The sequence below is a fragment of the Corynebacterium sp. 22-2729 genome (assembly GCF_053479475.1).
In genome coordinates this window covers 1-22,611 of record NZ_JBRBCA010000002.1, presented here as the reverse complement: position 1 = coordinate 22,611, position 22,611 = coordinate 1, and the positions used below count along the sequence as shown (strand labels likewise).

At 59.2% G+C, this 22,611-nt stretch carries 19 protein-coding genes; 10 read left to right on the top strand and 9 right to left on the bottom strand.

Features of this window, described 5'->3' with window-relative positions; genetic code table 11:
• Positions 1 to 10: 10 nt before the first annotated feature.
• From lipA to sucB, 3 genes are all read right to left on the bottom strand, one after another.
• On the bottom strand, positions 11 to 1,060 hold the full coding sequence (gene lipA, locus ACUY2T_RS01570) for a lipoyl synthase (RefSeq protein WP_448307189.1): 1,050 nt from the start codon (positions 1,058 to 1,060) through the stop codon (positions 11 to 13).
• 25 nt (positions 1,061 to 1,085) lie between these two features.
• On the bottom strand, positions 1,086 to 1,907 hold the full coding sequence (lipB, locus tag ACUY2T_RS01565) for a lipoyl(octanoyl) transferase LipB (protein WP_448307187.1): 822 nt from the start codon (positions 1,905 to 1,907) through the stop codon (positions 1,086 to 1,088).
• Between the two features lie 502 nt (positions 1,908 to 2,409).
• Positions 2,410 to 4,587, bottom strand: coding sequence for a 2-oxoglutarate dehydrogenase, E2 component, dihydrolipoamide succinyltransferase (gene sucB / locus ACUY2T_RS01560; protein WP_448307185.1), 2,178 nt, complete (start codon positions 4,585 to 4,587; stop codon positions 2,410 to 2,412).
• A 183-nt stretch (positions 4,588 to 4,770) separates the two neighbouring features.
• Between sucB and ACUY2T_RS01555 the strand changes: the two genes are divergently transcribed.
• Positions 4,771 to 5,169 (top strand): oxidoreductase, encoded by a 399-nt coding sequence (locus ACUY2T_RS01555; protein ID WP_293791766.1) that lies wholly within the window; start codon positions 4,771 to 4,773, stop codon positions 5,167 to 5,169.
• Between the two features lie 21 nt (positions 5,170 to 5,190).
• Here the strand turns inward: ACUY2T_RS01555 and ACUY2T_RS01550 are convergent, their stop codons facing one another.
• A complete protein-coding gene (locus ACUY2T_RS01550; protein ID WP_448307183.1) occupies positions 5,191 to 6,891 on the bottom strand; it encodes a leucyl aminopeptidase in 1,701 nt (566 codons plus the stop codon).
• Positions 6,892 to 7,128: 237 nt separating this feature from the next.
• Between ACUY2T_RS01550 and ACUY2T_RS01545 the strand changes: the two genes are divergently transcribed.
• Entirely contained in the window at positions 7,129 to 8,307 is a 1,179-nt protein-coding gene (locus tag ACUY2T_RS01545; RefSeq protein WP_293791764.1) for a branched-chain amino acid aminotransferase, read from the top strand.
• Here ACUY2T_RS01545 and ACUY2T_RS01540 read toward each other — a convergent pair.
• Entirely contained in the window at positions 8,274 to 9,278 is a 1,005-nt protein-coding gene (locus tag ACUY2T_RS01540) for a nicotinate-nucleotide--dimethylbenzimidazole phosphoribosyltransferase (RefSeq protein WP_448307181.1), read from the bottom strand. The two genes, ACUY2T_RS01545 and ACUY2T_RS01540, sit on opposite strands and share 34 nt — an antisense overlap.
• 21 nt (positions 9,279 to 9,299) lie before the next feature.
• Positions 9,300 to 10,037, bottom strand: coding sequence for a DUF3043 domain-containing protein (locus ACUY2T_RS01535; protein WP_448307180.1), 738 nt, complete (start codon positions 10,035 to 10,037; stop codon positions 9,300 to 9,302).
• Between the two features lie 205 nt (positions 10,038 to 10,242).
• On the opposite strand from ACUY2T_RS01535, the gene ACUY2T_RS01530 reads away from it, so the two are divergent.
• On the top strand, positions 10,243 to 10,587 hold the full coding sequence (locus tag ACUY2T_RS01530) for a HesB/IscA family protein (RefSeq protein ID WP_293791760.1): 345 nt from the start codon (positions 10,243 to 10,245) through the stop codon (positions 10,585 to 10,587).
• Between the two features lie 93 nt (positions 10,588 to 10,680).
• Here the strand turns inward: ACUY2T_RS01530 and asnB are convergent, their stop codons facing one another.
• Positions 10,681 to 12,618 (bottom strand): asparagine synthase (glutamine-hydrolyzing), encoded by a 1,938-nt coding sequence (asnB, locus tag ACUY2T_RS01525; RefSeq protein ID WP_448307178.1) that lies wholly within the window; start codon positions 12,616 to 12,618, stop codon positions 10,681 to 10,683.
• 170 nt (positions 12,619 to 12,788) lie between these two features.
• Between asnB and ACUY2T_RS01520 the strand changes: the two genes are divergently transcribed.
• From ACUY2T_RS01520 to ctaF, 3 genes are all read left to right on the top strand, one after another.
• A complete protein-coding gene (locus ACUY2T_RS01520) occupies positions 12,789 to 14,549 on the top strand; it encodes a pyruvate dehydrogenase (protein ID WP_448307177.1) in 1,761 nt (586 codons plus the stop codon).
• A gap of 283 nt (positions 14,550 to 14,832) precedes the next feature.
• Positions 14,833 to 15,942, top strand: coding sequence for an aa3-type cytochrome oxidase subunit II (gene ctaC, locus ACUY2T_RS01515; RefSeq protein ID WP_448307175.1), 1,110 nt, complete (start codon positions 14,833 to 14,835; stop codon positions 15,940 to 15,942).
• 39 nt (positions 15,943 to 15,981) lie between these two features.
• Positions 15,982 to 16,413 (top strand): aa3-type cytochrome oxidase subunit IV, encoded by a 432-nt coding sequence (ctaF, locus tag ACUY2T_RS01510; RefSeq protein WP_448307173.1) that lies wholly within the window; start codon positions 15,982 to 15,984, stop codon positions 16,411 to 16,413.
• A gap of 76 nt (positions 16,414 to 16,489) precedes the next feature.
• Here the strand turns inward: ctaF and trpD are convergent, their stop codons facing one another.
• A complete protein-coding gene (gene trpD, locus ACUY2T_RS01505) occupies positions 16,490 to 17,593 on the bottom strand; it encodes an anthranilate phosphoribosyltransferase (protein WP_448307172.1) in 1,104 nt (367 codons plus the stop codon).
• A 387-nt stretch (positions 17,594 to 17,980) separates the two neighbouring features.
• Between trpD and ctaE the strand changes: the two genes are divergently transcribed.
• The 4 genes from ctaE (at position 17,981) to qcrB (ending at position 22,423) form a co-directional block, all read left to right on the top strand.
• Positions 17,981 to 18,592 (top strand): aa3-type cytochrome oxidase subunit III, encoded by a 612-nt coding sequence (ctaE, locus tag ACUY2T_RS01500; protein ID WP_293791363.1) that lies wholly within the window; start codon positions 17,981 to 17,983, stop codon positions 18,590 to 18,592.
• A 98-nt stretch (positions 18,593 to 18,690) separates the two neighbouring features.
• Entirely contained in the window at positions 18,691 to 19,590 is a 900-nt protein-coding gene (qcrC, locus tag ACUY2T_RS01495) for a cytochrome bc1 complex diheme cytochrome c subunit (protein ID WP_293791362.1), read from the top strand.
• On the top strand, positions 19,587 to 20,792 hold the full coding sequence (qcrA, locus tag ACUY2T_RS01490) for a cytochrome bc1 complex Rieske iron-sulfur subunit (protein WP_448307169.1): 1,206 nt from the start codon (positions 19,587 to 19,589) through the stop codon (positions 20,790 to 20,792). The genes qcrC and qcrA overlap by 4 nt, the downstream gene beginning before the upstream one ends.
• A complete protein-coding gene (qcrB, locus tag ACUY2T_RS01485) occupies positions 20,789 to 22,423 on the top strand; it encodes a cytochrome bc1 complex cytochrome b subunit (protein WP_293791360.1) in 1,635 nt (544 codons plus the stop codon). Before qcrA ends, qcrB begins: the two co-directional genes overlap by 4 nt.
• 96 nt (positions 22,424 to 22,519) lie before the next feature.
• On the opposite strand, the gene ACUY2T_RS01480 is transcribed toward qcrB, so the two are convergent.
• The coding region (locus ACUY2T_RS01480; protein WP_434821247.1) for an IS3 family transposase at positions 22,520 to 22,611 on the bottom strand (92 nt) is incomplete at its 5' end.

Sequence of the window (22,611 nt, the reverse complement as noted above, 5' to 3'; positions counted from 1 at the left end):
TGGCTCCGGCCTAGCGGCGCGAAGCGGTAACTGGCGTATCTTCCGAAGCTCCGTAGCGCTCCAAGAGAGTAGAAGCTTCCTGGGAGGTAGTGGAATCCAGGGTGTCCTCCAGGTGCTTCAGGTTCTCTGGGATAGCCTCGCCACGCGCCTGCTTGGCCTGTGCGTATAGGCGGCCAGCGCGGTAGGAGGAACGCACCAACGGGCCGGACATGACAGCCTTGATGCCCAACTCGTAAGCGGCATCGGTATGCTCCATGAACTCCTCCGGCTTAACCCAGCGCTCGATCGGATGGTGCATGGAAGACGGGCGCAGGTACTGGGTGATCGTCAGAATATCCGTGCCGGCATCGGCCAGATCCTTGATCGCCGCGCGCACCTCCTCCTTCTTCTCGCCCATGCCGAGGATCAGGTTGGACTTCGTCACCAGACCGTAGTCGTGTGCTGCCTGGATGACTTCCAGGGAGCGGTCGTACTTAAAGGCCGGGCGGATGCGCTTAAAGATACGGGGGACGGTCTCCAGGTTGTGTGCAAACACCTCCGGCTGAGAATCGAAAACAACCTTCAGCAGTTCCGGGCGGTTGGAGAAGTCCGGCGTCAGATTTTCCACGCCCGTGTTGGGGTTCAGCTCGTGGATCTTCTTGACGACCTCGGCATACAGCCATGCACCCTCATCGTCGAGGTCATCGCGGGTCACGCCGGTGATGGTGGCGTAACGCAGTCCCATCTCGCGCACATTCTCCGCCACGCGGCGCGGTTCATCCCGATCCAGCGGGGACGGGCGGCCAGACTTAATCTGGCAGAAGTCACAGCGTCGCGAGCAGGTATCGCCACCGATGAGGAATGTCGCCTCGCGGTCTTCCCAGCACTCGTTGATGTTGGGGCAGCCAGCCTCCTGGCACACGGTGTGTAGGCCAGCGCCCTTCACGCGATTTTTAATGTCCCGATACTCCGGGCCGACCTTGGCGGTCGTGCGGATCCACCGAGGCTTCGACTCGATGGGGGTTTCGGCATTCTTCGCCTCGATGCGGAGCATCCGGCGTCCATCTGCGGTCACACTCATGGCGACTAGCCTACGCCGGGGGTACCTAGGAATCCACCTGCAAGTCGCCGTTCAGCGCGTCGACGAGATGCCGGGCGAGCAGCGGCTGGGCGTCAGAAACACTAACCTTGCGTCCCAACTCTTCGGTAAGGGTCGTGACCCCCGCGTCCGCCAGTCCGCAGGGCACAATGTGGTCGTAGTACTCCATGGTGTTGTCGCAGTTCAGGGATACACCGTGCATGGTCACGCCGCGGGTGACGCGGATGCCGATTGCGGCGATCTTTCGTGCGGGCTTGAGCTCGTTATTGATGACGCCCGCAGGCAGCCACACGCCCGAACGTCCGTCAACGCGGCCCGTGCCATGGAGGCCCAGGTCTTCGCAGGTTTGGATTAGCGCCTGTTCGAGGCGGCGAACGTAGTCGACTACGTCCACCGGGTCGGCAAGTTGGATGATGGGGTAGGCGACTAGCTGGCCGGGGCCGTGCCAGGTGATGCGTCCTCCGCGGTCGACGTCAACGACTGGTAGGCCGTTGGTCGGGCGGTCGGAATCTTGGGTGCGTTTGCCGGCGGTGTATGTCGGCGGGTGCTGGAGGAGAAGGATGGTGTCGGGGATTTTGTCCTCGGCGCGCTGAGCGGCGAGATCCGCCTGGAGGTGCCAGGTGGATTCGTAGTCGACGGTGCCGAGGTCGCGGATGTCGATGTCTGCGGCGGGGGCGCTGGTTGGCGTGTCTGCGCCAGGTGTGGTGGCTGGTGTGCCTGCGGTAGGTGTGGTGGCTGGTGTACCTGCGGCGGGTGTGGTGGCTGGACTACCTGCGCCGAATTTGCTGATTGCATTGGATTTGCGGATGCTGCCTTGCTGGAATCCCATGGTGGCGATAGTACTCCAGCGGTTAAGAGCCTTGGATCTGGTGGTGCAGGTTAGGGCGCAGGTGGTGAGCGCTGTCTGAGGGTGAGCATTGTCAGAGGGTGGGCATTGTCGGAGAGTGATCACTGTCGGAGTGGTTAAGCACCTTGTAGGTCACCATGTGCTCGTCATTTGCGGCCGAGAAACGGACGAATGTCGTTGAATCGGGATTCTGCAAAAAGGGAACCCGGATTCAATTATTCTGAAACTCTCTGACCTGCACGTTTGGATAAGTGGGAATAGTTGTCTTTAACAGATTCCCGATCTAACGACATTTGGGGGTCCGGGCACCTACTGTGACCGGGCTGAGGGTCTGTCTGGCAAGGCTGGTGAGGTTGGTGGGGCTGGTGAGGCTGGTGGGAAGTGGCAGGAAAGGCCGCGCAATGCAGAACGCCGACCCCGCGGGAAGCGGGGTCGACGCTTTGCCAGGATAGCTGGCGCTTAATGGCGGGCAGCAGCTAACAGCCTAGAGCTCCAGATCCTCGGTGAAGTCCGAGTTCTCCAGGCGATCACGCAGGGTGGACATGAAGCGGCCTGCATCGGCACCGTCAATCACCTGGTGATCGTAGGTCATCGGCAGGAAGACCATCTGGCGGATGGCGATAGCCTCGCCGTCATCCTCACTCAGCACAACCGGACGCTTCACAATGGCACCCGTGCCGATCATGGCAGCCTGCGGCGGAACCAGGATCGGAGTATCTGTCAGGGCTCCCTCAGAACCGATATTGGTGATGGTGAAGGTGCCGCCGGACAGATCATTCGGCTTCAGCTTCTTGTTGCGCGCGCGGTCAGCAATGTCCACGATGGCCTTGGCCAGCTCCGGCAGGGTCATATCCTGCGCATCGTGGATAACCGGGCTCAGCAGGCCAGCCTCCGTATCCACGGCAATGCCCAGGTTCACCCGCTCGTGGTAGGTCATTTCCTTGGTCTCTGCATTGTAGGAAGCATTGACATTCGGGTGGGAGATCAGCGCCTCGACCGCTGCCTTCGCGAAGAACGGCAGGTAGGTCAGGTTCACACCGTGCTTATCTGCAAAGGCCTGCTTGTTGGCCTTGCGCAGTTCTGCGATGTGAGTCATGTCGACCTCGTGAACCTGCGTCAGCTGAGCAGCTGCGTGCAGGGAATCCAGGGTGGTCTTTGCGGTGATCTCGCGGATACGGCTGACCTTCTTGGTCGTGCCACGCAGCTCCTGCTTGGCCGGGTCGACCTTGTAGGAGGAAGCTCGCGGACCAGCTGGGGAAGCGGACTTCGCAGAGGAATCAGATGCAGCGGAGCCAGATGCGGAGGTGCCTTCCGCCGCTGCCAGGATGTCCTGCTTGCGGATACGGCCGCCGACGCCGGTTCCCTCGACGCTAGACAGATCGACGCCATGCTTTTCAGCAAGCTTGCGTACCAGCGGAGTGACATAAGGGAGGTTGCCCTCGGCAGGCTTCGACTTCTTTGCATCCGTCTTGGATGACTTAGCTTCGGCCTTCTTCTCGGCCTGCTTAGCTTCTGCCTTCTTCTCCTCGGCCTGTGGCTCGGCCTTGTCCTCGGCCTTCTTGTTCTCGGCCTTCTCCTCAGCCTCGTTAGCTTCGTCAGCCTTGTCGTCCTGCTTCTTGTCCTCGGACTTGGAGCTGGATGCACTGGCGTTTTCGTCGCCGATGCGGGCGATGACTGCACCGACGTCGACAGTGTCGTCTTCGTTGGCCAGGATCTCTACCAGGGTTCCTGCGACCGGGGAGGGGATCTCGGTGTCGACCTTATCGGTGGAGACCTCCAGCAGCGGCTCGTCGACCTCAACCTTGTCGCCGACCTTCTTCAGCCACTGGGTGATGGTGCCCTCGGTGACGGACTCGCCGAGCTCCGGCATGGTGACGTCCTCAGCCTCGCCGGAAGCGGAACCAGAGTTATCGGAAGCCTCGTCAGTCTTCTTCTCCTCGGCCTGTGGCTCGGCCTTCTCCTCAGCCTTGTTAGCTTCGTCAGCCTTGTCGTCCTGCTTCTTGTCCTCGGACTTGGAGCTGAATGCAGTAGCGTTTTCGTCGCCGATGCGAGCGATGACTGCGCCGACGTCGACAGTGTCGTCTTCGTTAGCCAGGATCTCTACCAGGGTGCCTGCGACCGGGGAGGGGATCTCGGTGTCGACCTTATCTGTGGAGACCTCCAGCAGTGGCTCGTCGACCTCGACCTTGTCGCCGACCTTCTTCAGCCACTGGGTGATGGTGCCCTCGGTGACGGACTCGCCGAGCTCCGGCATGGTGACGTCCTCAGCCTCGCCGGAGCCAGAGCCGGATTCAGCGCCAGAGTCGTCAGAGGACTCGGACTCGGAGTCGTCGGAGTCGGACTTCTCAGCACCGGACTCCTCGGCAGCGTCGCTGGAATCGTCGTCGCTGGAGCTGTCGGCGTCAGAACCAGAAGGCTCCTCGCCCTCCTCGCCGATTTCCGCGATGACGGCACCGACATCCACGGTGTCGTCTTCCTCGGCAATAATCTTCAGCAGCACACCACTCGCGGGGGAAGGGATCTCCGTATCAACCTTGTCGGTCGATACCTCAAGCAACGGCTCGTCAACGGAGACCTTGTCTCCGACCTTCTTCAGCCACTGAGTAACGGTGCCCTCGGTTACGGACTCGCCCAGTTCGGGCATTTCGACGGAGTACGCCATGGTGTTTGAAGCTCCTCAAGCTAAACGAAAATCAGCTGTGGTTATTTGGTTGAAATACTACATAAGTCTACGCGCCTTGACCCACCACCGTTGTCTGCCCCCTCACCCCTTCTTTGTTGACGCCACCTCACGCCCCGCGCACCTTTGGGGAACCGCTGGGTCCGTGAACTAGAATCGCTAAGCGTGTTTAATCTTTTCGGCCGGAACAAAAACAGCTCCACCAGACCACCGCGTGCACCGGGGGAGACTATCCGACCCAAGGACCTCAGTTACCTCCAGCAATGGGCGGGGGCACGCCGCGGCGTGGAAGGCTTCGTGGAACCCGAGACAATCGTTAACGAGATGTCCGTGGTGCTGGTCGATAGCGAAGGGGAGTGGACGCGTCGCCGCATCGGCGGGCCGAAGGGAATCGATAAGGTGGCCCAGGCTGTGGGGATTCCGCTGTATTTCGCGGAGGAGACCGGCTATCCGCAGCGGATGCGCGATCGCATTGAGCGCGATCGGCTCATCCAGAAGCGTCTGGAACAGCGCGAACGGCGCGCCCAATTCGAGCAGCGACGCAGCGAGCTAGAGGGCGATTAGCCCCTGCCTAGCCCTTGAACGCTAGCCCTTAAGCGCAATGTCTTCCAGTGCCGCGATGATCGTGCGTACTGGAGAGCCGGTGGCGCGCTTCGGTGTGTAGCCGTAGGGGGCGCCATCGTTGTATGCCGGGCCAGCAACGTCAATGTGCACCCACTGCACGCCTTCGGGGACGAACTTCTTTAGGTAGTGGCCGGCCACGGACATGCCACCCCAGCGGTTACCAGAGATGTTCTTGATATCTGCCACGTCAGATTTCAGCGCTTCGCCCAGCTCCGCGGGCAGGGGCATGGGCCAACCGGCATCGCCGACCCGCTGGGAGACCATCGCTACCCGATCGCGGAAATCCATGGACCCCATAATGCCCGGGGTGCGTTCGCCCAGGGCCACAATCTGCGCACCGGTCAAGGTGGCGGTTTCAATCAGGTAGTCCGGCTTGTCCTCGCAGGCTCGCACGATTGCGTCGGCCAGTACTAGGCGGCCTTCCGCGTCGGTGTTCCACACCTCGGTGGTGGTGCCACCGTAGTGGCGAAGCACGTCGCCTGGCCGGGTGGCATTTCCACCGGGCATATTCTCTGCCAGCGGGATGGTCGCGGTGACGTGAACGGGAATATTCAATTCGGCGGCGGCAATCACTGCTGCAACTACTGCTGCGGAGCCGCCCATGTCCGAGATCATGTTCCACATCTTTGCCGGTGGCTTGAGGGAAATGCCGCCGGTATCGAAGGTGATGCCCTTGCCGACCAGCGCCACACGCGGGGAATCATCGGCGATCTTGTCAGGATTGTAGTCCAGACGCACCAGGCGCGGCCCACGGGCAGAACCCTTACCTACTCCCAGAATGCCGCCGAACCCCTGCTCTTCCAGCGCTGCGTCGTCTAGCACCTCGACGCTGATGTCCGCGTGCTGAACAGCCTCGGAGATGATGGCAGCATAGCTTTCGGGGTACAGCACGTTGGAGGGAGTATTCACGAGGTCGCGCGCCAGTGCCACCGCGCGCACCGTTGCCAGCGCGTGCTCGAGGAGCTCTGCCGGATCCTCAGCGGTTAGCACCTCGATCGATTCAATTGCCGGGGTTGATGTCACCGACTTCAGCCCGCGGTATTCGTAGGCGCCCAGTGCATGGCCGACCAAAGCGGCTTCTGCGCCGAGAAGCCCTAGTGCACTTACGACGCGCGCACCACGTGCCTGTCCCTGTGCGCCGTCGGCACCTTCAGCAGGGTTGGCGCTGGGGTTCTTAATGTTTCGCGACGCCACGCCTGCGGCCACGCGGACGTCTTCCGCGGATACTTCATCTGCTGGTCCCATACCGATTGCCAGGATCTTCTCCGGGCCACGCACTCCATCGCCGGCCTCGACGACGCCCCCGGCGGTCTGCGGATCTTGCGTGGACTCCTGTAGCTGTGCGGAGAGGGTGCCAGTGGAAACGACATCGGTTCGCGACGCAGCTGACAGGTTCGGTACCACCGTGACCTCACCAGCCGTGCCCTTTGCGCCTACGGAGATCAGCAGCTTCCACATTTCCAGCTGCTGTTCGGCCGTGAGGGCGTCAATAGGAGCACCGGTGAGCTCCAGACCAGCCTCACCTTCGAAGACCGGGATGACCAGCGTATCGATGACCGAGGGGGTTTCGGTCGCGCCATCGTCCAACGTGGAATTGGTTTGAACCAGCGACATCTGCGGGATGTGGCCACGGGAGGGAAGGCCAGTGATGTTGGTGGTCATAACTGTTTCGACTGCTCCTTCGAAGTCTTGGACGGCGTTAATGACGTCGCTCTGTGCGCCGTCTTGTGCGCCGGCTTGTGCGTCTGCACAAGATCTCTATTCACTGTCTCTATTCACTGTTTTCACAATACCCAGAAACAGTTGCGCGACGGCTGAGGGTGCAAAAACCCTGGGGTTAATGAAAAGAATTGTTAGCTTCCTCACACTTTTCAACTGGGGCGGAGTACGCTGGTGTGCATGACTAGCACTCCGAAGACAGACTCACAGGCACAGCAGAACGCTTCTCCGGTGGAGTTCACCGTTACTCGCAACGAGAACCCGACAACTGAGGAGAGAATCGCCGAAATTCTCACCGCACCGGGGTTCGGCAACCACTTCACCGACCACATGGTTGCTATCGACTGGACGGTCGACGAAGGCTGGCACAACGCCCGTGTGGAGCCTTACCAGCAGATTCAGATGGACCCAGCATCCAGCGTGTTCCACTATGGGCAGGCCATCTTTGAAGGCCTGAAGGCTTATCGCGGTGAGGATGGCAAGATTGTCACCTTCCGCCCGGAGCAAAACGCTCGTCGTTTCCAGAACTCCGCTACCCGCATGGCCATGCCGGAGCTGCCGGAAGAGCTGTTCCTGGAGTCCCTGCGACAGATCGTGGAGATCGACCAGTGCTGGGTTCCGCAAGGAGGCGGCGAGGAATCCCTATACTTGCGCCCCTTCATGATCTCTCGCGAAATCGGCCTGGGCGTGCACCCGGCCAGCAGCTACACCTATTTCGTGATTGCCTCCCCGGCTGGCGCCTACTTCTCCGGTGGTATCAACCCCGTCAGTGTGTGGCTGTCCACTGATTACACCCGTGCCGCCCCCGGTGGCACCGGTGCGGCGAAGTTCGCTGGAAACTATGCAGCATCCCTGGCGGCACAGGCTTCCGCGCAGAAGGAAGGCTGTGACCAGGTCGTGTGGTTGGACGCAACCGAGCACAAGTACATCGAGGAGATGGGTGGCATGAACCTGGCGTTTGTCTTCGGTAGCGAAGACGGCGAGCAGGGGAGCAGCGGGGTCACGCTAGTTACTCCGGAACTGTCCGGTTCGCTACTCCCGGGCGTTACCCGCCTGTCCCTGCTGGAGTTGGCACGCGACCTGGGATACAAAGTCGAGGAACGTCGTATCTCCACCGACGAGTGGAAGGAAGCTGCCAAGTCCGGAGTCATGACCGAAGCATTTGCATGTGGCACCGCTGCAGTCGTTACGCCGGTCGGTACTGTCAAGGACAAGTCCGGCGAGTTCCAGGTGAATGGTGGCCAGACTGGCCCTGTGACGATGCGCCTGCGCGAGCAGCTGACGGGCATTCAGAACGGCCGCGTCGCCGATAAGCACGGCTGGCTTTATACGTTGGTAGAGCAGGCAGCCACCGCGTAGCGCACCATAGGGAGCGCCAATACGGCGCCGAGTCCCTGGCCAGCGCCGATCTTCAAGTCCAGTAGCGGTTCCAGCCCCAGCGCATTCAGTGCGGAAAGAGTAGCGGGCTCCGTTCCCGGTGAGGCGGCCATCCACCACGCAGCCGCACCCGGCGCCAACATTTGCGCGCACAAAGCGGCAGCAGTCGCGCCCACGCCGTCGAAAATCACCGGCGTGCGGCGGACCGCGGATTGCGCCAAAATGCCCGCCATTACCACCAGATCCGCCGAACCGATTCGCTGCAAAACTCGTGCAGCTACAGCCTTGTCATCGCGCACGCGGAACATTGCGTCGCGGATAGCCGCGACCTTCGTCTTCCACGATTCATCACTGATACCGGAACCACGGCCGATGATTTTCACCGGCTCCACGCTGCACACGCTGCCGATCACGGCAGCGGCGACGGTGGTGAGCCCGCGTCCAAAATCACCCAACAAAAGGATCGATGTGCCCTGGTCAGCCTCCTCGTCAGCGATCCGCACGCCACGCGCCAGATGAACGTCATACTCTTCTGGGTTCAAAGCATCCACGGTATCGATGGAACCGGAGGGCTTATCCGGTGCGGCGTCGATAAGAGAAAGAGCGACCTGCGCCGACCTGCAGGCATCCACGAGTGGAGCTTGCCCGTCGAGAATGCCGTCGCGCACCTGGGAGTTGAAATCAGCGGGAAGAGTTGAGATCTCCGGGTGTGCTTCGGCCACTCCGTGATCGCCCGTGACCAGCACCATCCGCGCAGCATCCAGCGCGGCGGCGGGAGCGGTGTTTTGGCACGCCGCCACCCAAGCTGCAATATCTTCGAGCTTCCCTAGCGACCCAGCCGGAATTCCTGCGCCAGTCGGCGCTGTACTGCGGAGCTGCGCAGCACGACTACGAGCTGCCTCGTCCGGAGGGACGATCGGTGGGAAAATCGGAGCGGAGGTCGAAGGTGCCATGGGGACAAGTGTAGATGTTGACTAGACGCTGTCGCCGACCTGCTTCTGCGGGGCGGGGGTGCGCAGGCGGCGGATCATAGTCGCGCGGGTAAAGGCGTACATGCCCAGCGAGAACTTGCCGTGTGGGTTATCCGGGAAGCGCTCGTTGACTTCACGGTTAACGCGGCGACCGAGCCACAACCCTTCGGCGAGCATGATGAGGAACACGACCATCATCACCAGGGAAGCCAAGTTGGCCACGTTCGGATTGGACATGCCAAAGATCATGATGGCGATAACGAACACAGCCATCGGCAGGAAGAAGTTCAACAAGTAACGGTGGGAATCGACCCAATCGCGGACAAAGCGCTTTTCCGGACCCTTGTCGCGATCCATCATGTAGTCCTCGTCGCCAGCCATCATGCGCTCGTTGGCGCGGCGGCGTTCGCGGTTCGCCTCGTCCCGCTGGCGCTGCTTCATGGCCTTGTACTCTTCCTTGGACATGGAGGCCTTGAGTTCTTTGCGCTGCTTACGGGCCTCGCCCGGCGTTTTGGGGGCGGAGTAGGCACTACGGCGTACGCCGTGCTTGCGCTCCTGGTCGTTGCGCTTCGGGGTCGCTTTGCCCTTCTTCGGCGTATATGCCTTGGAGGTCTTTTCCTGAGACTCTGCCGCGCCTTTTGTCTCTGCCTCTGCCTTTGCTTCTGGCTTTGCGACGCCCTCGTCTGCGTCGCTAACTACGTCAGCCGTTGTGGTGGCCTTTTCCTGCTTTGTCCATGGCATTTTCACATGTAACAGGCTAGATCAGGAGCACAGAGGAACAAAACCCAAAACCCAGTGGCGGAGTTACTGCAATTAAGACTGCAATAAAGAAGGAAACAAACATGGGAATAAAGCGGACGGGCAGTGGCGTTGTGAAACAATGAAGCGTAGCTTGTGAACAAAGGCTTGTGAGTAAAGCCATTTTTGTTGAATGAGGAGGACCAACATGACTGCTCCGGAGAAGGTCACCGGTGTGGAGCTGACCGAGGCCGCTCAGCAGAAGGCCAGCGCACTGCTGGCACAGGAGGGCCGCGACGATCTTTCCCTGCGTATCGCAGTGCAGCCAGGTGGCTGCGCCGGCCTGCGTTACCAGCTGTTTTTCGATGATCGTTCCCTGGATGGCGATCTAGTTGACGAGTACGACGGCGTGAATCTGGTCGTAGACCGCATGTCTTCCCCGTACCTGGTGGGCGCGAAGATCGATTTTGCGGACACCATCGAGTCTCAGGGCTTTACCATCGATAATCCGAATGCCACCGGTTCCTGTGCCTGTGGTGATTCCTTCAGCTAAGCAGCTAGTTAAACAGCTAGCCTAGTTCGCTTAGGCCCTTAAACTATTGACGCCCCCGAGGGATGAACTCCTTCGGGGGCGTTTTGGGGTCTTCTACAGGTCGACCGGGTACTGGCGCTGATCGATCTTCGGGTGGATACGATCCTCGACAAAGATACCGTGCCAGACCATGAACGCGATGACGGTCCACAGGCGACGCGAGTGATCCGGGCCGGAGCCGGTATTCATGGCCACTCGATGCTCGTCCAGCATCTTTAAGACTTCGGCCTTGTTGAAAAGGTGGTCGGTCTGGGAAGCTTCGATGTTCTCCTTGGCCCAGCCGTAGAGTTCATCGCCCGCGAGCCAGTGGCGCATAGGCACGGGGAAGCCCAGCTTCTTGCGGTGTAGAACATGCGGGGGAACGATACGTTCCAGAGCCTTACGAAGGGCGTACTTGGTAGTGCCGTGGGAGATCTTCAGTTCGTGGGGGAGAGTCTCTGCCACGTCGAAAACGACCTTGTCCAGGAAAGGCACGCGTAGCTCCAGGGAGTTAGCCATGTTGATCTTGTCGGCCTTAACCAGGATGTCTCCGCGCATCCAGGTAAACAGATCCAGGTGCTGCATGCGGGCAACCGGATCCATGTCCTGCGACTTCGCGTAAATCGGCGCGGTGACCTCGCGGTGATCCCACTCTGGGCGGATCTCGCGGAGCACGCGCTCCAGTTGCTGGTAGTTAAAGGAACGCGCATTGCCGTAGTAACGATCCTCCATCGGCATGGTGCCGCGTTGCAGCAGGGACTTGCCGCGCACGCCCTCGGGGAGCGCGTTACCCACGCTAGCCAGTACTCGCTTCAGCGGGGAGGGGATCTTGTCGAAAGGTGCCAGGCTGAGCGGCTCCTTGTAGATCGTGTAGCCGCCGAAGAGCTCGTCGGCGCCCTCGCCGGAGAGCACGACCTTCACGTGCTTGCGGGCTTCGGCTGCAACGAAGTACAGGGGAACCAGAGAAGGATCGGCCACCGGATCGTCCAGGTACCAGATGATCTTCGGAATAGCCTCGGCATATTCCTCGGGGCTCACGACCTTCACGATGTGCTCGGCTCCGATGGCGGCGGCAGATTCGGCGGCTACATCTACCTCGGAGTACCCCTCACGCTCGAAACCGGTGGTGAAGGTCAGCAGATCCGGGTTGTGACGCTTTGCCAGTGCGGCGATGGCGGTGGAGTCGATGCCTCCCGAAAGGAAGGAGCCGACCGTCACGTCTGCGCGCATGTGCTTGGCCACGGAATCCTCCAAGGCCTCCGCGATACGCTGGAAAACGGCTTCTTCATCGCCTGCTGCAACCTTCTTAACGGGGAAGCGAGGCTCGAACCAACGAGTTTCCTCGATCTGGCCACCGGGTGCCACGAAGCCATAGCTGCCGGATTCCAAACGGCGAATGTGCTTGTGCAGGCTCTCCGGCTCCGGCACGTACTGCAGATCCGTGTAGTGAGCGATTGCGCGGATATCCAGGTCGAGGTTCAACCCCAGCTGCTCGGCCATCGACAGGATGCACTTCTTCTCCGAGGCGAAAACGGTGCCCGCCTCTGTAGTGGCGATGTACATCGGCTTGATGCCGAATTGGTCGCGAGCCAGAAAGAGCTTCTTTTCCTTGGAATCCCACACAGCAAAGCCAAACATGCCGCGGAGATGATTCACCACGTCGGCACCCCAGTGGTGGAAGCCAACAACAATCGGCTCTCCGTCACCCTCAGTATTAAAGGAATAGCCCGCTTGCTCGAGTTCCTCTCGAAGCTCCACATAGTTGTAGATCTCGCCGTTAAACGTCAGTGCATAACGGTTTGGTTCGTCCTCTGGGCCCCACTGGAGTGGCTGGTGAGAGTGCTCCAGATCGATGATGGAGAGCCGGTTAAAGCCGAAGACAACATCTTGGTCATGCCAGGTGCCACTATCGTCCGGGCCACGGTGGTGCATGCAGGGCAGTGCACCCTCTACTGCATCGACAAAGTTTTCCGCGTCGTTATTCGCCGCAATGATTCCAAGCAATCCACACATGCGTTCAGACTTTACGCGGGCGGGGTAGAGGTGGGCTAGTTGCCACGGCGGGGAAAGCTCGTTTGCTGGGGATCCCTACGTTCAAAAGTGATTTGTATTACAGAATTGGGATTCTGTGAGACTTTACAGCAACCAATGCGCTACCGAATAGCCACGCGTAACCTTGTGGCATGGCAACAAACTTCGCAGCACAATTAGTAAAGACTCTTGAAAATCAAGGCGTTAAGCGAATCTTCGGATTGGTAGGCGATAGCCTCAACCCCATTGTGGATGAGGTTCGTCAATCCTCTATTGAATGGATCCACGTTCGGAACGAGGAATCTGCGGCCTTCGCCGCTGGTGCTGAATCCCTCGTTACCGGTGAATTGGCAGTATGTGCTGCTTCCTGTGGCCCTGGCAATACTCACCTGATCCAGGGGCTATACGATTCCCATCGAAATGGTGCAAAGGTTCTGGCCATTGCTTCTCACATCCCGAGCGTGCAGATCGGCACCCAGTTCTTCCAGGAGACTCACCCGGAGCAGATTTTCCAGGAGTGCTCTGGATACTGCGAGATGATTAACTCTGCCGCGCAGGGTCCCAAGGTATTGCACAACGCGATCCAGTCCACCCTTGCTGGCAACGGTGTAAGCGTGCTGGTTATCCCCGGCGATGTATCCTCCCAGGCGATCGAGGAAGAAGGCTTTATCGGTTCGGTGTATGCCAAGGGTCGCCCCGTGCTGTACCCGGATGCTGAGGAAGCAGCCCGCCTGGCCAAGGCTATTAACGATGCTAAGACTGTCACCTTGTTCTGCGGTGAGGGCGTCAAGAACTCCCGAGAGCAAGTGCTCAAGCTTGCGGAGAAGATTAAGTCTCCCATTGGCCACGCTTTCGGCGGCAAGATGCACATTCAGTACGACAACCCGTTCGACGTCGGTATGTCCGGTCTGCTGGGCTATGGAGCAGCCCGAGAAGCGATGTACGACGCGGATTTGCTGATCCTGCTGGGCACAGACTTCCCATACAACGACTTCCTGCCAAGCGGAAACGTGGCGCAGGTGGATATCGACGGCTCGCACATTGGCCGCCGCACAACCATTAATTACCCGGTCGTCGGTGACGTCGGAGCTGTGATTGATACGATCCTGCCTCACATCGAGGAAAAGACTGACCGTAGCTTCCTGGATAAGCAGTTGCGTAACCATGCTCGTGCACTGAACCATGTGGTGGATGCCTACACGAAGAAGGCTGGCAAGTCTAAGCCGATCCACCCGGAGTATGTGGCGGATACCATTGACCGTCTTGCAGCTGAAGATGCCATCTTCACTATCGATACCGGTATGTGCAATGTATGGGGCGCTCGCTACATCACGCCGAATGGTAAGCGTACGGAGATCGGCTCCTTCCGCCACGGCACGATGGCCAATGCGCTGCCGCAGGCACTCGGCGCACAGGCTGCGGACCGGAACCGCCAGGTGATTTCCTTCTCCGGCGACGGTGGTTTGGGCATGCTGATGGGTGAACTACTGACCGCAAAGCTCCACGATCTGCCCGTCAATATCGTAGTGTTTAACAACTCCTCGCTGGGCATGGTGAAGCTCGAGATGATGGTCGCTGGTCTGCCGGAACATGAGACTGACCACGAGCACGTGAACTTCTCCAAGATCGCTGAGGCCATTGGCATTAAAACGATCCGAATCGAGGATCCGCAGGATGTCGAGAAGGGCATCAAGGAAGCCTTGGCTTATGACGGGCCGGTGCTGGTGGATGTCGTTACTGACCCGAACGCTCTGAGCCTGCCGCCGAACATCACCTGGGAGATGATGATGGGCTTCTCACGCTCCGCTACGCGCACTGTGTTTGACGGTGGCGTGGGACGCATGGTCGACCTAGCACGCGCCAACCTCCGGAACATCGGAGCGGCGGGCACAATTGAGATCAACAAGCTCTAAGCAAGAAGGGTGAGGCACTCTGAGGAGTGCCTCTTCAGGCCTACCTATGGCGGGAGTCACACATGTGTGGGCTCCCGCCTAACCCGTGTGGGGGCAATGGGAGCGGTAGCCAACCCCGAAAAGGGAATTTCCGCTTCCGTGATGGTGGCAATGTCCTGTCAATGGTCTAAGGTTCTTTAAGTGAAGTTGTTGTAAGACTATCTAACGCGCGCGAACTGCAGGTGTGCGTGAGAGCCCAGTTCTTGCAACGCAAGTGACGTGTGAATGAGGAAGGCAAACTCGCGTGGAACAGCGAAATAAGCACGGTTTGACTCGCCGTATTGGCCTCGCCGGCGTACTGGGTCTTGCTGGCCTAGTGTTGACTGGTTGTACTGTCGCCCCACCGGAAAACAAGTTCTTCGATGCTCTGCGAATGGGCTGGCCGAAGGGCATTACCCCGGAGTCCAAGGAAATGGGCAACATGTGGGTATGGGTCTGGGTTGTCGCCTGGATCATTGGCATCATCATGTGGGTTCTGTTGTTCGTCAACATGGGCCGCTCGAGCGCGAAGAAGGCCGCCAAGCGCGGTGAGGACGAGTTCCCGCGCCAGACTGGTTACAACGTTCCGCTGGAGCTCGTTCTAACCACCCTGCCAGTTCTGATCATCTGTACCCTGTTCTTCTTCAACGTTCAGACCCAGGATCGTGCGACCGCACTGGATAAGGATCCGAAGGTTACCGTCGACGTCACTGGCTACCAGTGGAACTGGAAGTTCGGCTACAGCCACGTTGCTGCAGAGCTGAACGGTGGCCAGGAGTACAAGGGCACCGACAAGGAAGCACAGGCTCGCGCCGAGGATTCCAAGAAGCCCGCTAAGAAGCTGGACAAGCACGGCGAGCAGGTTCCGGGGCCGATCCACGGCCGCGCGAAGGATGAATACAGCTATCTGAACTTCGACAAGATCGAGACCGTGGGCACCACCCAGGAGATTCCGGTTCTGGTCGTCCCGTCCGGCACTCCGATTGAGTTCAACCTGGCTTCCGCTGACGTTGTCCACTCCTTCTGGATCCCGGAGTTCCTGTTCAAGCGCGACGTCTTCCCGCACCCGGAAGCAAACCGCTCTGAGCGTATCTTCCAGGTTGAGTCCATCGATCAGGAAGGCGCGTTCGTCGGACGCTGTGCCGAGATGTGTGGTACTTACCACGCAATGATGAACTTCGAACTCCGCGTTGTCTCCCCGGAGAAGTTCGAGCAGTACATGAAGTTCCGCCAGGACAACCCTGAGGCACCGAACTCGGAGGCTCTGAAGTCCATCGGCGAGCAGCCGTACGCAACCTCCACCCACCCGTTCAATTCCGACCGCACTGGTACCAGGAGCCCGGAAGAGAACCACAAGGATCGCAACGCCGCTTAAGTGGCAGCGCAAGGTTAAGAAGAAAGAGAGATAAAGCAAATGACTTCTGGTGCAAAGCTTTTCTACGGCATAGGTACTTTCTTCACCGTGGTCACGGTGTTCTACTTCATCGTTACGCACTCCGTTAGCGATGCAGGCAACGTCATGGGCGTTGAATGGGCCGGTGGCACCGGCCTGGTGATGGCAACCCTGCTGGCTTTCATGCTCGCTGGCTACCTCCACCTGACGTCGTCTAAGACCGACATTGGCCCGGATGATTGGGAAGAGGCTGAGATCGAGGACGGCGCTGGTGTGCTGGGCTTCTTCTCCGCAAGCTCCATCTGGCCCTTCTGGATGACCGTCTCCATCGTCGTGATGGGCGCAGGTCTGGCCTGGTGGCACCTGTGGCTGGTTGTCTTCGGTGCAGCAATGCTGATCTGGGCAACCACGATGCTGAACCTGCAGTATGGCCTGCCGCCGGAGAAGCACTAAACTTCACACTTCACTAAAAACTCCCCCTTCCGCCAACCCACGAGGTTGCAGCGGAAGGGGGAGTTCCTTATGTGTGCTAGAACTTCCGTCCCACGATCTTTTCCATCTGCTTCCACGCAGCCCCGGACTCCAGTGCTTCCCGGGCGTGCTCTACTTGCTCAGATAGGGACTCCTGGAATCCCTTCTCCTCCCATCCGCGCACAGCCGTCAAAGCACCAGCGGCGTTAATCAAGACAGCATCCTTGATTGCGCCAGTGATTTCGCCCTTCATCAGACGCACAGCCACATCCGCGTTATAGCTGGCATCGCCACCGGCAAGGCTGCCATCCTCATAGAAGTCGAGTCCGACATTGCGAGGGTTAATGACTTCTTCACCGGTGCGGCCTGCGGCGTCAACAGTAACGACCTCGGTAGGAGTGCACACCGAGATTTCGTCCATACCGTCCATGCCGCGAACGACGAGTACGCGGCTGCCCTGACGGGCAAAAGCGCCACCCATGATCGGCATGAACTCCTTGAAAGCGCAGCCAATGAGACCGTACTTGGGGTAGGCGGGGTTGGTCATTGGACCAAGGAGGTTAAAGATGGTTGGCGCGCCCAGCTGGCTGCGTACCGGGGCGGCGAAGCGCATCGCAGGGTGGTAGGTTTTGGCGAACATGAAGGCAAAACCTGTCTCGTGTGCGTCGTCGCGAATAGCCTCTGGAGAGCGCTCGATATCGAGGCCCAGAGCCTCCAACATGTCCGCACCGCCACACTTCGAACTTGCCGCGCGGTTACCGTGCTTCACTACCGGAACACCCGTGGCGGCAACAATAAACGAAGCCATTGTGGAAATGTTCACAGTGTGATGACCGTCGCCGCCAGTGCCGACGATATCCACGCAATTCGGCACGTCCGAAAAGTCAACTGAAGTAGCGAAGCTGGTCATTGTCTCGGCAGCGGCGGCAAGCTCGGCAGCGGTAATACCGCGCACTCGAATTCCGAAGGCAAATCCCGAAATCTGTGCGTCGGTTGCGTGACCCTCCATGATCTGTTGCATTGCCCAGCGCACCTGCGATTCGCTCAGCTCCTGGCCATTGCCCAGTCGCCCCAGTACGCCGGGCCGGGTGAAGTAGCTTGGCGGTAGTTGTTCGGGGGAGAGACCGCTGATGTCTGCGGGACGTGGGGTAGTGGGGGCCATGGTTCTTTCGACGCGCCTTTCTGTCCTAGAAAGAAGTGATAAGCAAAATCGCTCTGTACTAACCAGTCTATTAGTTGGGTAGTAGCACGGGGAGTTTTTGGGTTGACGCCCTTACAGGGGAGATATTCGAAGGTTCCGCTCAGGTGAAAGGGGTAGGAGGGGAGCAGCCCCATCGTGGGGTATGCGGCGTGTCCGCCCTTGACGAAAGTAGGTTTTGACCTGTCGTTATGTAGCTCGTCGGATGGGGGAGGATAAAAGTTCCCGCTAACCCCTAACGGGGTGGGCTTTAAGCGTTATCCAAGGTTTTACCTGCGATTTTACAGATAGCTTCCAGAAAACTGCTGGAGTGAATCGACTATCGGGCTTTAAACGGCCATACTGTTATGCGTGACGAGCGCAGTTGAAAACCCAGGTATGGCAGCACCACATCGTGTTGCGACACTGAACCGACCCAATATGGTCAGTGTCGGCACGATTGTGTTCCTGTCTCAGGAATTGATGTTTTTCGCTGGCCTTTTCGCGATGTACTTCGTGTCCAAGGCCAACTCTGGCGGCAATTGGCCGTCTGAGCCCACTGAGCTGAACGTGCCATTCGCGGCAGCGATCACGATTATTCTGATCAGTTCTTCGTTCACTGCTCAGTGGGGCGTCTTCGCGGCGGAGAGGGGTGACGTCTTCGCGCTTCGCAAGTGGTACGCATTGTCCGCGCTGTTGGGAACTATCTTCCTTATTGGCCAGGGCTACGAGTACGTTCACTTGGTGCAGCATGGAACGACGATCCCGGGCTCCGTCTATGGTTCGGTCTTCTTCATCACGACAGGCTTCCACGGCGCGCACGTGCTCGCCGGTGTGATTGCCTTCATCGTGGTGCTGCTGAGGACCGCCAAGTCGAAGTTCACCCCGGCACAGGCCACCGCCGCCGTCGTTGTGTCCTACTACTGGCACTTCGTCGACGTCGTCTGGATCGGCCTGTGGATCACTATTTACTTCATTCAGTAGGCCGGCCAGGTCGGTGCCTCTTAACACGAAGACATTCGCTTAAGAGGGTCGGCCTACAGCCCATCGCAATTCCATTGACTAACTAATAAGGGAACAAGATGGATATCAACTCCACCAACGCGACCACGGAGCAGAGCTCCGTTGGTTCGAAGGGCAGTGCCGCCAAGGCACGCCGCCGCCGGAAGGTCCGTAAGGCCTTTGCTGGCGCGTTGGCATTGTTGTTCGCGCTGACGGGCGCGGGCTTCCTAGCCAACGCATTGACCCCTGACGCACAGAATGCCGTTGCTGAGCAGAGCTCGGAGGAACTGGCCAAGCAGGGTAAGGAACTCTACGAGGTTGCTTGTATCACCTGTCACGGTGGAAACCTGCAGGGTGTTAAGGACCGTGGTCCTTCTCTGATCGGTGTCGGTGAGGGCGCTGTGTACTTCCAGGTACACTCTGGCCGCATGCCGATGCTGCGTAACGAGGCTCAGGCAAGCCGCAAGAACCCGCGCTACTCCGAGCAGCAGGCTCTGGCGCTGGCCGCATACGTAAATGCAAACGGTGGCGGCCCGGGTATTGTCCGCGACTCTAACGGTGAGATTGCAATGGAGTCCCTGCGTGGCTCCAATAACAAGAACGGCGAGATCGATCCGGCTGATGTTGCCCGTGGTTCTGATCTGTTCCGCCTGAACTGTGCATCTTGCCACAACTTCACCGGTAAGGGCGGCGCACTGTCCAGTGGTAAGTACGCTCCGGCTCTGGCTCCTGCCAACGAGCAGGAGATTTACCAGGCAATGCTGACCGGCCCGCAGAACATGCCGAAGTTCTCTGACCGCCAGCTGACTGCTGACGAGAAGAAGGACATCATTGCCTACCTGAAGTCGGCCAAGGAAACCCCGAACCCGGGTGGTTTTGGTCTGGGCGGTATCGGCCCGGTGACTGAAGGCATGATGATGTGGTTCGTTGGCATCGTGGTTCTCGTTGCCTTCGCTATGTGGATTGGATCGCGGTCATGAGTGAGCACAACAAGAAGTACAGCAACGAAGAGCTGTCGAAGATGAACGATGACGAGCTGGCCCGCCTGGGTACTGAGCTCGACGGTGTAACGGTTGCCTACCGTAAGGAGCGCTTCCCGATCGCCAACGACCCCGCTGAAAAGCGCGCAAGCCGCAAGGTCACCATCATGCTGGCCCTGTCGGTTCTGTTCGGTATCGCTTTCATCGGTGTCTACCTGTTCTGGCCGTGGGAGTACAAGCACCTCGCTGAAGATGGCGTCTGGCTCTACTCGATCTACACCCCGCTACTGGGCCTCACCGCGGGTCTGAGCATCACGCTGCTGGGTGCGGCCATCATTACCTACACCAAGAGCTTCGTTCCGGAAGAGATTTCGGTGCAGACTCGCCACGATGGTCCGTCTGAGGAAGTTGACCGTCGTACTCTGGTCGCTCTGCTGAATGATTCCTGGAAGACCTCCACACTGGGTCGTCGTCCGGTAATCGCTGGCCTGGCCGGTGCTGGTGCAGTGCTGGCTGGCTTGACCATCGCTCTGCCGCTCGGCGGCATCATTAAGAACCCTTGGAAGGCCAAGGCCATGGGTATCCAGGGTGACGGCACCCTGTGGACTACTGGTTGGACGCTGGTGGAGCATGGCGAGAAGGTCTACCTGGGCCGCGATACCGGTGCAATTGCCGAGGAGCACGAGGGGCACTACAGCACTCAGGGTGTTTCCCGCCTGATCCGCATGCGTCCGGAAGATCTGGATCCGGCTTCGATGGAGACCGTGTTCCCGCTGACCGAGGAGATGGTCAACGACGGAGACAAGTTCGACAAGAACCGCGACGTTTACGAGGAGCACATGCACTCCATCCACGGCCCGCGTAACGCCGTGATGTTGATTCGCCTGCGCCAGGCAGACGCCGCAAAGGCGATCTTGCGCGAAGGCCAGGAGGACTTCCACTACGGCGACTACTTCGCCTACTCCAAGATCTGTACTCACATCGGTTGCCCTACGTCCCTGTATGAGCAGCAAACCAACCGCATCCTCTGCCCGTGCCACCAGTCCCAGTTCGATGCACTGCAGCATGGTAAGCCGATCTTCGGACCGGCAGCCCGTGCTCTGCCCGAGCTGTCGATCTCGGTTGACGAAGAGGGATACATGTACGCCGACCGTAACTTCATCGAGCCTGTCGGCCCGGCATTCTGGGAGCGTCGTTCATGACCACTAAACAACAGAGCCGCGCTGCTAAAGCGGCCAACAACATCGACGAGCGGTACACAGCCTCTGGCCTGATCCGCCCGCAAATCAACAAGGTATTCCCGACTCACTGGTCGTTCATGCTCGGTGAGATCGCGCTGTACTCTTTCATCATCCTGATCCTGTCGGGTGTTTACCTGACGCTGTTCTTCGACCCCTCCATGTCGAAGGTGATCTACGACGGCGCTTATGCACCTCTAAATGGTGTAGAGATGTCCGCCGCCTACAAGACCGCTCTGAACCTCTCCTTCGAGGTTCGTGGTGGTTTGTTCATCCGCCAGGTTCACCACTGGGCTGCGTTGCTGTTTGCCGTGTCGATCATGGTTCACATGCTGCGCATCTTCTTCACCGGTGCATTCCGCAAGCCGCGTGAGGCGAACTGGGTTATCGGCTGTGTCCTGCTTCTGCTCTCTGTCGCTGAGGGCTTCATGGGCTACTCCCTGCCGGATGACCTGCTTTCCGGTGTTGGTCTGCGCATTATGTCCGCCATCATGGTTGGCCTGCCGGTTATCGGCACCTGGCTGCACTGGATCATGTTCGCTGGCGACTTCCCGGGTGAGATCATTATTCCTCGCCTGTACATCGCCCACGTTCTTCTGATCCCGGGCATCCTGCTGGCACTGATCGCTGCCCACCTTGCACTCGTGTGGTACCAGAAGCACACCCAGTTCCCTGGACCGGGTCGTACCGAAAACAACGTAGTCGGCGTTCGTATTCTGCCGGTGTTCGGTCTGAAGGCAGCTTCCTTCGGCCTGATCACCTTCGGCGTGGTTGCTCTGATGGCTGGTCTGTTCCAGATCAACGCCATCTGGAACCTCGGCCCGTACAACCCCTCCCAGGTTTCTGCTGGTTCTCAGCCGGATATCTACATGCTGTGGACTGACGGTGCTGCGCGTGTCATGCCGGCATGGGAGCTGTACCTCGGTAACTACACCATTCCGGCTGTGTTCTGGGTAGCTCTGCTGCTGGGCATCCTGGTTGTGCTGCTGTTCACCTACCCGTGGATCGAGCAGAAGTTCACCGGCGATGACGCCCACCACAACCTCTTGCAGCGTCCGCGCGACGTTCCGGTTCGTACCGCCCTGGGCGTCATGGCACTGACCTTCTACGTGCTGCTGACTATCTCCGGTGGTAACGACCTGCTGGCGATGCACTTCACGATCTCGCTGAACCTGATGACGTGGCTGGGTCGTATCGGCCTGGTATTGCTGCCTCCGATCGCGTACTTCATCACGTACCGCCTGTGCGTCTCCCTGCAGCGCTCCGACCGCGAGGTTCTGGAGCACGGCATTGAGACCGGTACCATCCGCCAGCTGCCATCCGGTGGCTTCATCGAGGTCCACCAGCCGCTGGGGCCGGTCGACGAGCACGGCCACCCGATTCCGCTGGAGTACCAGGGTGCATACGTTCCGAAGACCATGAACGAGCTCGGCGCTGCCGGTCACCCTGGTCGCGGTGGCTTCTTCTCCCCGGATTCCCCAGAGATCGTGGAGAAGGCGGAGCGCATCGAGCACGACAATCACGCAGAGCAGAAGGAAATGTTCGAGCGTCTCAACGAGGAGAACCGTCGTCGCCACGAGGAGCTCGACAAGTAACCTCGCATCGAGCTGATTCAACTGCTCTCACATAAGGCTCGAGAAGATCCCGTCCACCAAGATGAACTAGCCCCCGAAAGTTGGACTAGTTTAATTCTAGGCGGTGAGGGGTTCAAGGGTCTGATTCCGATATTGCATCGGGGTCAGGCCCTTTAGTCGTTGTTGGATGCGTTCGGTGTTGTACCACC

Excerpts from the sequence above, each read along its gene's own strand:
- lipA (WP_448307189.1), bottom strand. The coding sequence starts at position 1,060 with ATGAGTGTGACCGCAGATGGACGCCGGATGCTCCGCATCGAGGCGAAG.
- lipB (WP_448307187.1), bottom strand. The coding sequence starts at position 1,907 with ATGGGATTCCAGCAAGGCAGCATCCGCAAATCCAATGCAATCAGCAAA.
- sucB (WP_448307185.1), bottom strand. The coding sequence starts at position 4,587 with ATGGCGTACTCCGTCGAAATGCCCGAACTGGGCGAGTCCGTAACCGAG.
- ACUY2T_RS01550 (WP_448307183.1), bottom strand. The coding sequence starts at position 6,891 with ATGACCACCAACATCACTGGCCTTCCCTCCCGTGGCCACATCCCGCAG.
- ACUY2T_RS01545 (WP_293791764.1), top strand. The coding sequence starts at position 7,129 with ATGACTAGCACTCCGAAGACAGACTCACAGGCACAGCAGAACGCTTCT.
- ACUY2T_RS01540 (WP_448307181.1), bottom strand. The coding sequence starts at position 9,278 with ATGGCACCTTCGACCTCCGCTCCGATTTTCCCACCGATCGTCCCTCCG.
- ACUY2T_RS01535 (WP_448307180.1), bottom strand. The coding sequence starts at position 10,037 with ATGCCATGGACAAAGCAGGAAAAGGCCACCACAACGGCTGACGTAGTT.
- ACUY2T_RS01530 (WP_293791760.1), top strand. The coding sequence starts at position 10,243 with ATGACTGCTCCGGAGAAGGTCACCGGTGTGGAGCTGACCGAGGCCGCT.
- asnB (WP_448307178.1), bottom strand. The coding sequence starts at position 12,618 with ATGTGTGGATTGCTTGGAATCATTGCGGCGAATAACGACGCGGAAAAC.
- ACUY2T_RS01520 (WP_448307177.1), top strand. The coding sequence starts at position 12,789 with ATGGCAACAAACTTCGCAGCACAATTAGTAAAGACTCTTGAAAATCAA.
- ctaF (WP_448307173.1), top strand. The coding sequence starts at position 15,982 with ATGACTTCTGGTGCAAAGCTTTTCTACGGCATAGGTACTTTCTTCACC.
- trpD (WP_448307172.1), bottom strand. The coding sequence starts at position 17,593 with ATGGCCCCCACTACCCCACGTCCCGCAGACATCAGCGGTCTCTCCCCC.
- qcrC (WP_293791362.1), top strand. The coding sequence starts at position 18,691 with ATGGATATCAACTCCACCAACGCGACCACGGAGCAGAGCTCCGTTGGT.
- qcrA (WP_448307169.1), top strand. The coding sequence starts at position 19,587 with ATGAGTGAGCACAACAAGAAGTACAGCAACGAAGAGCTGTCGAAGATG.
- qcrB (WP_293791360.1), top strand. The coding sequence starts at position 20,789 with ATGACCACTAAACAACAGAGCCGCGCTGCTAAAGCGGCCAACAACATC.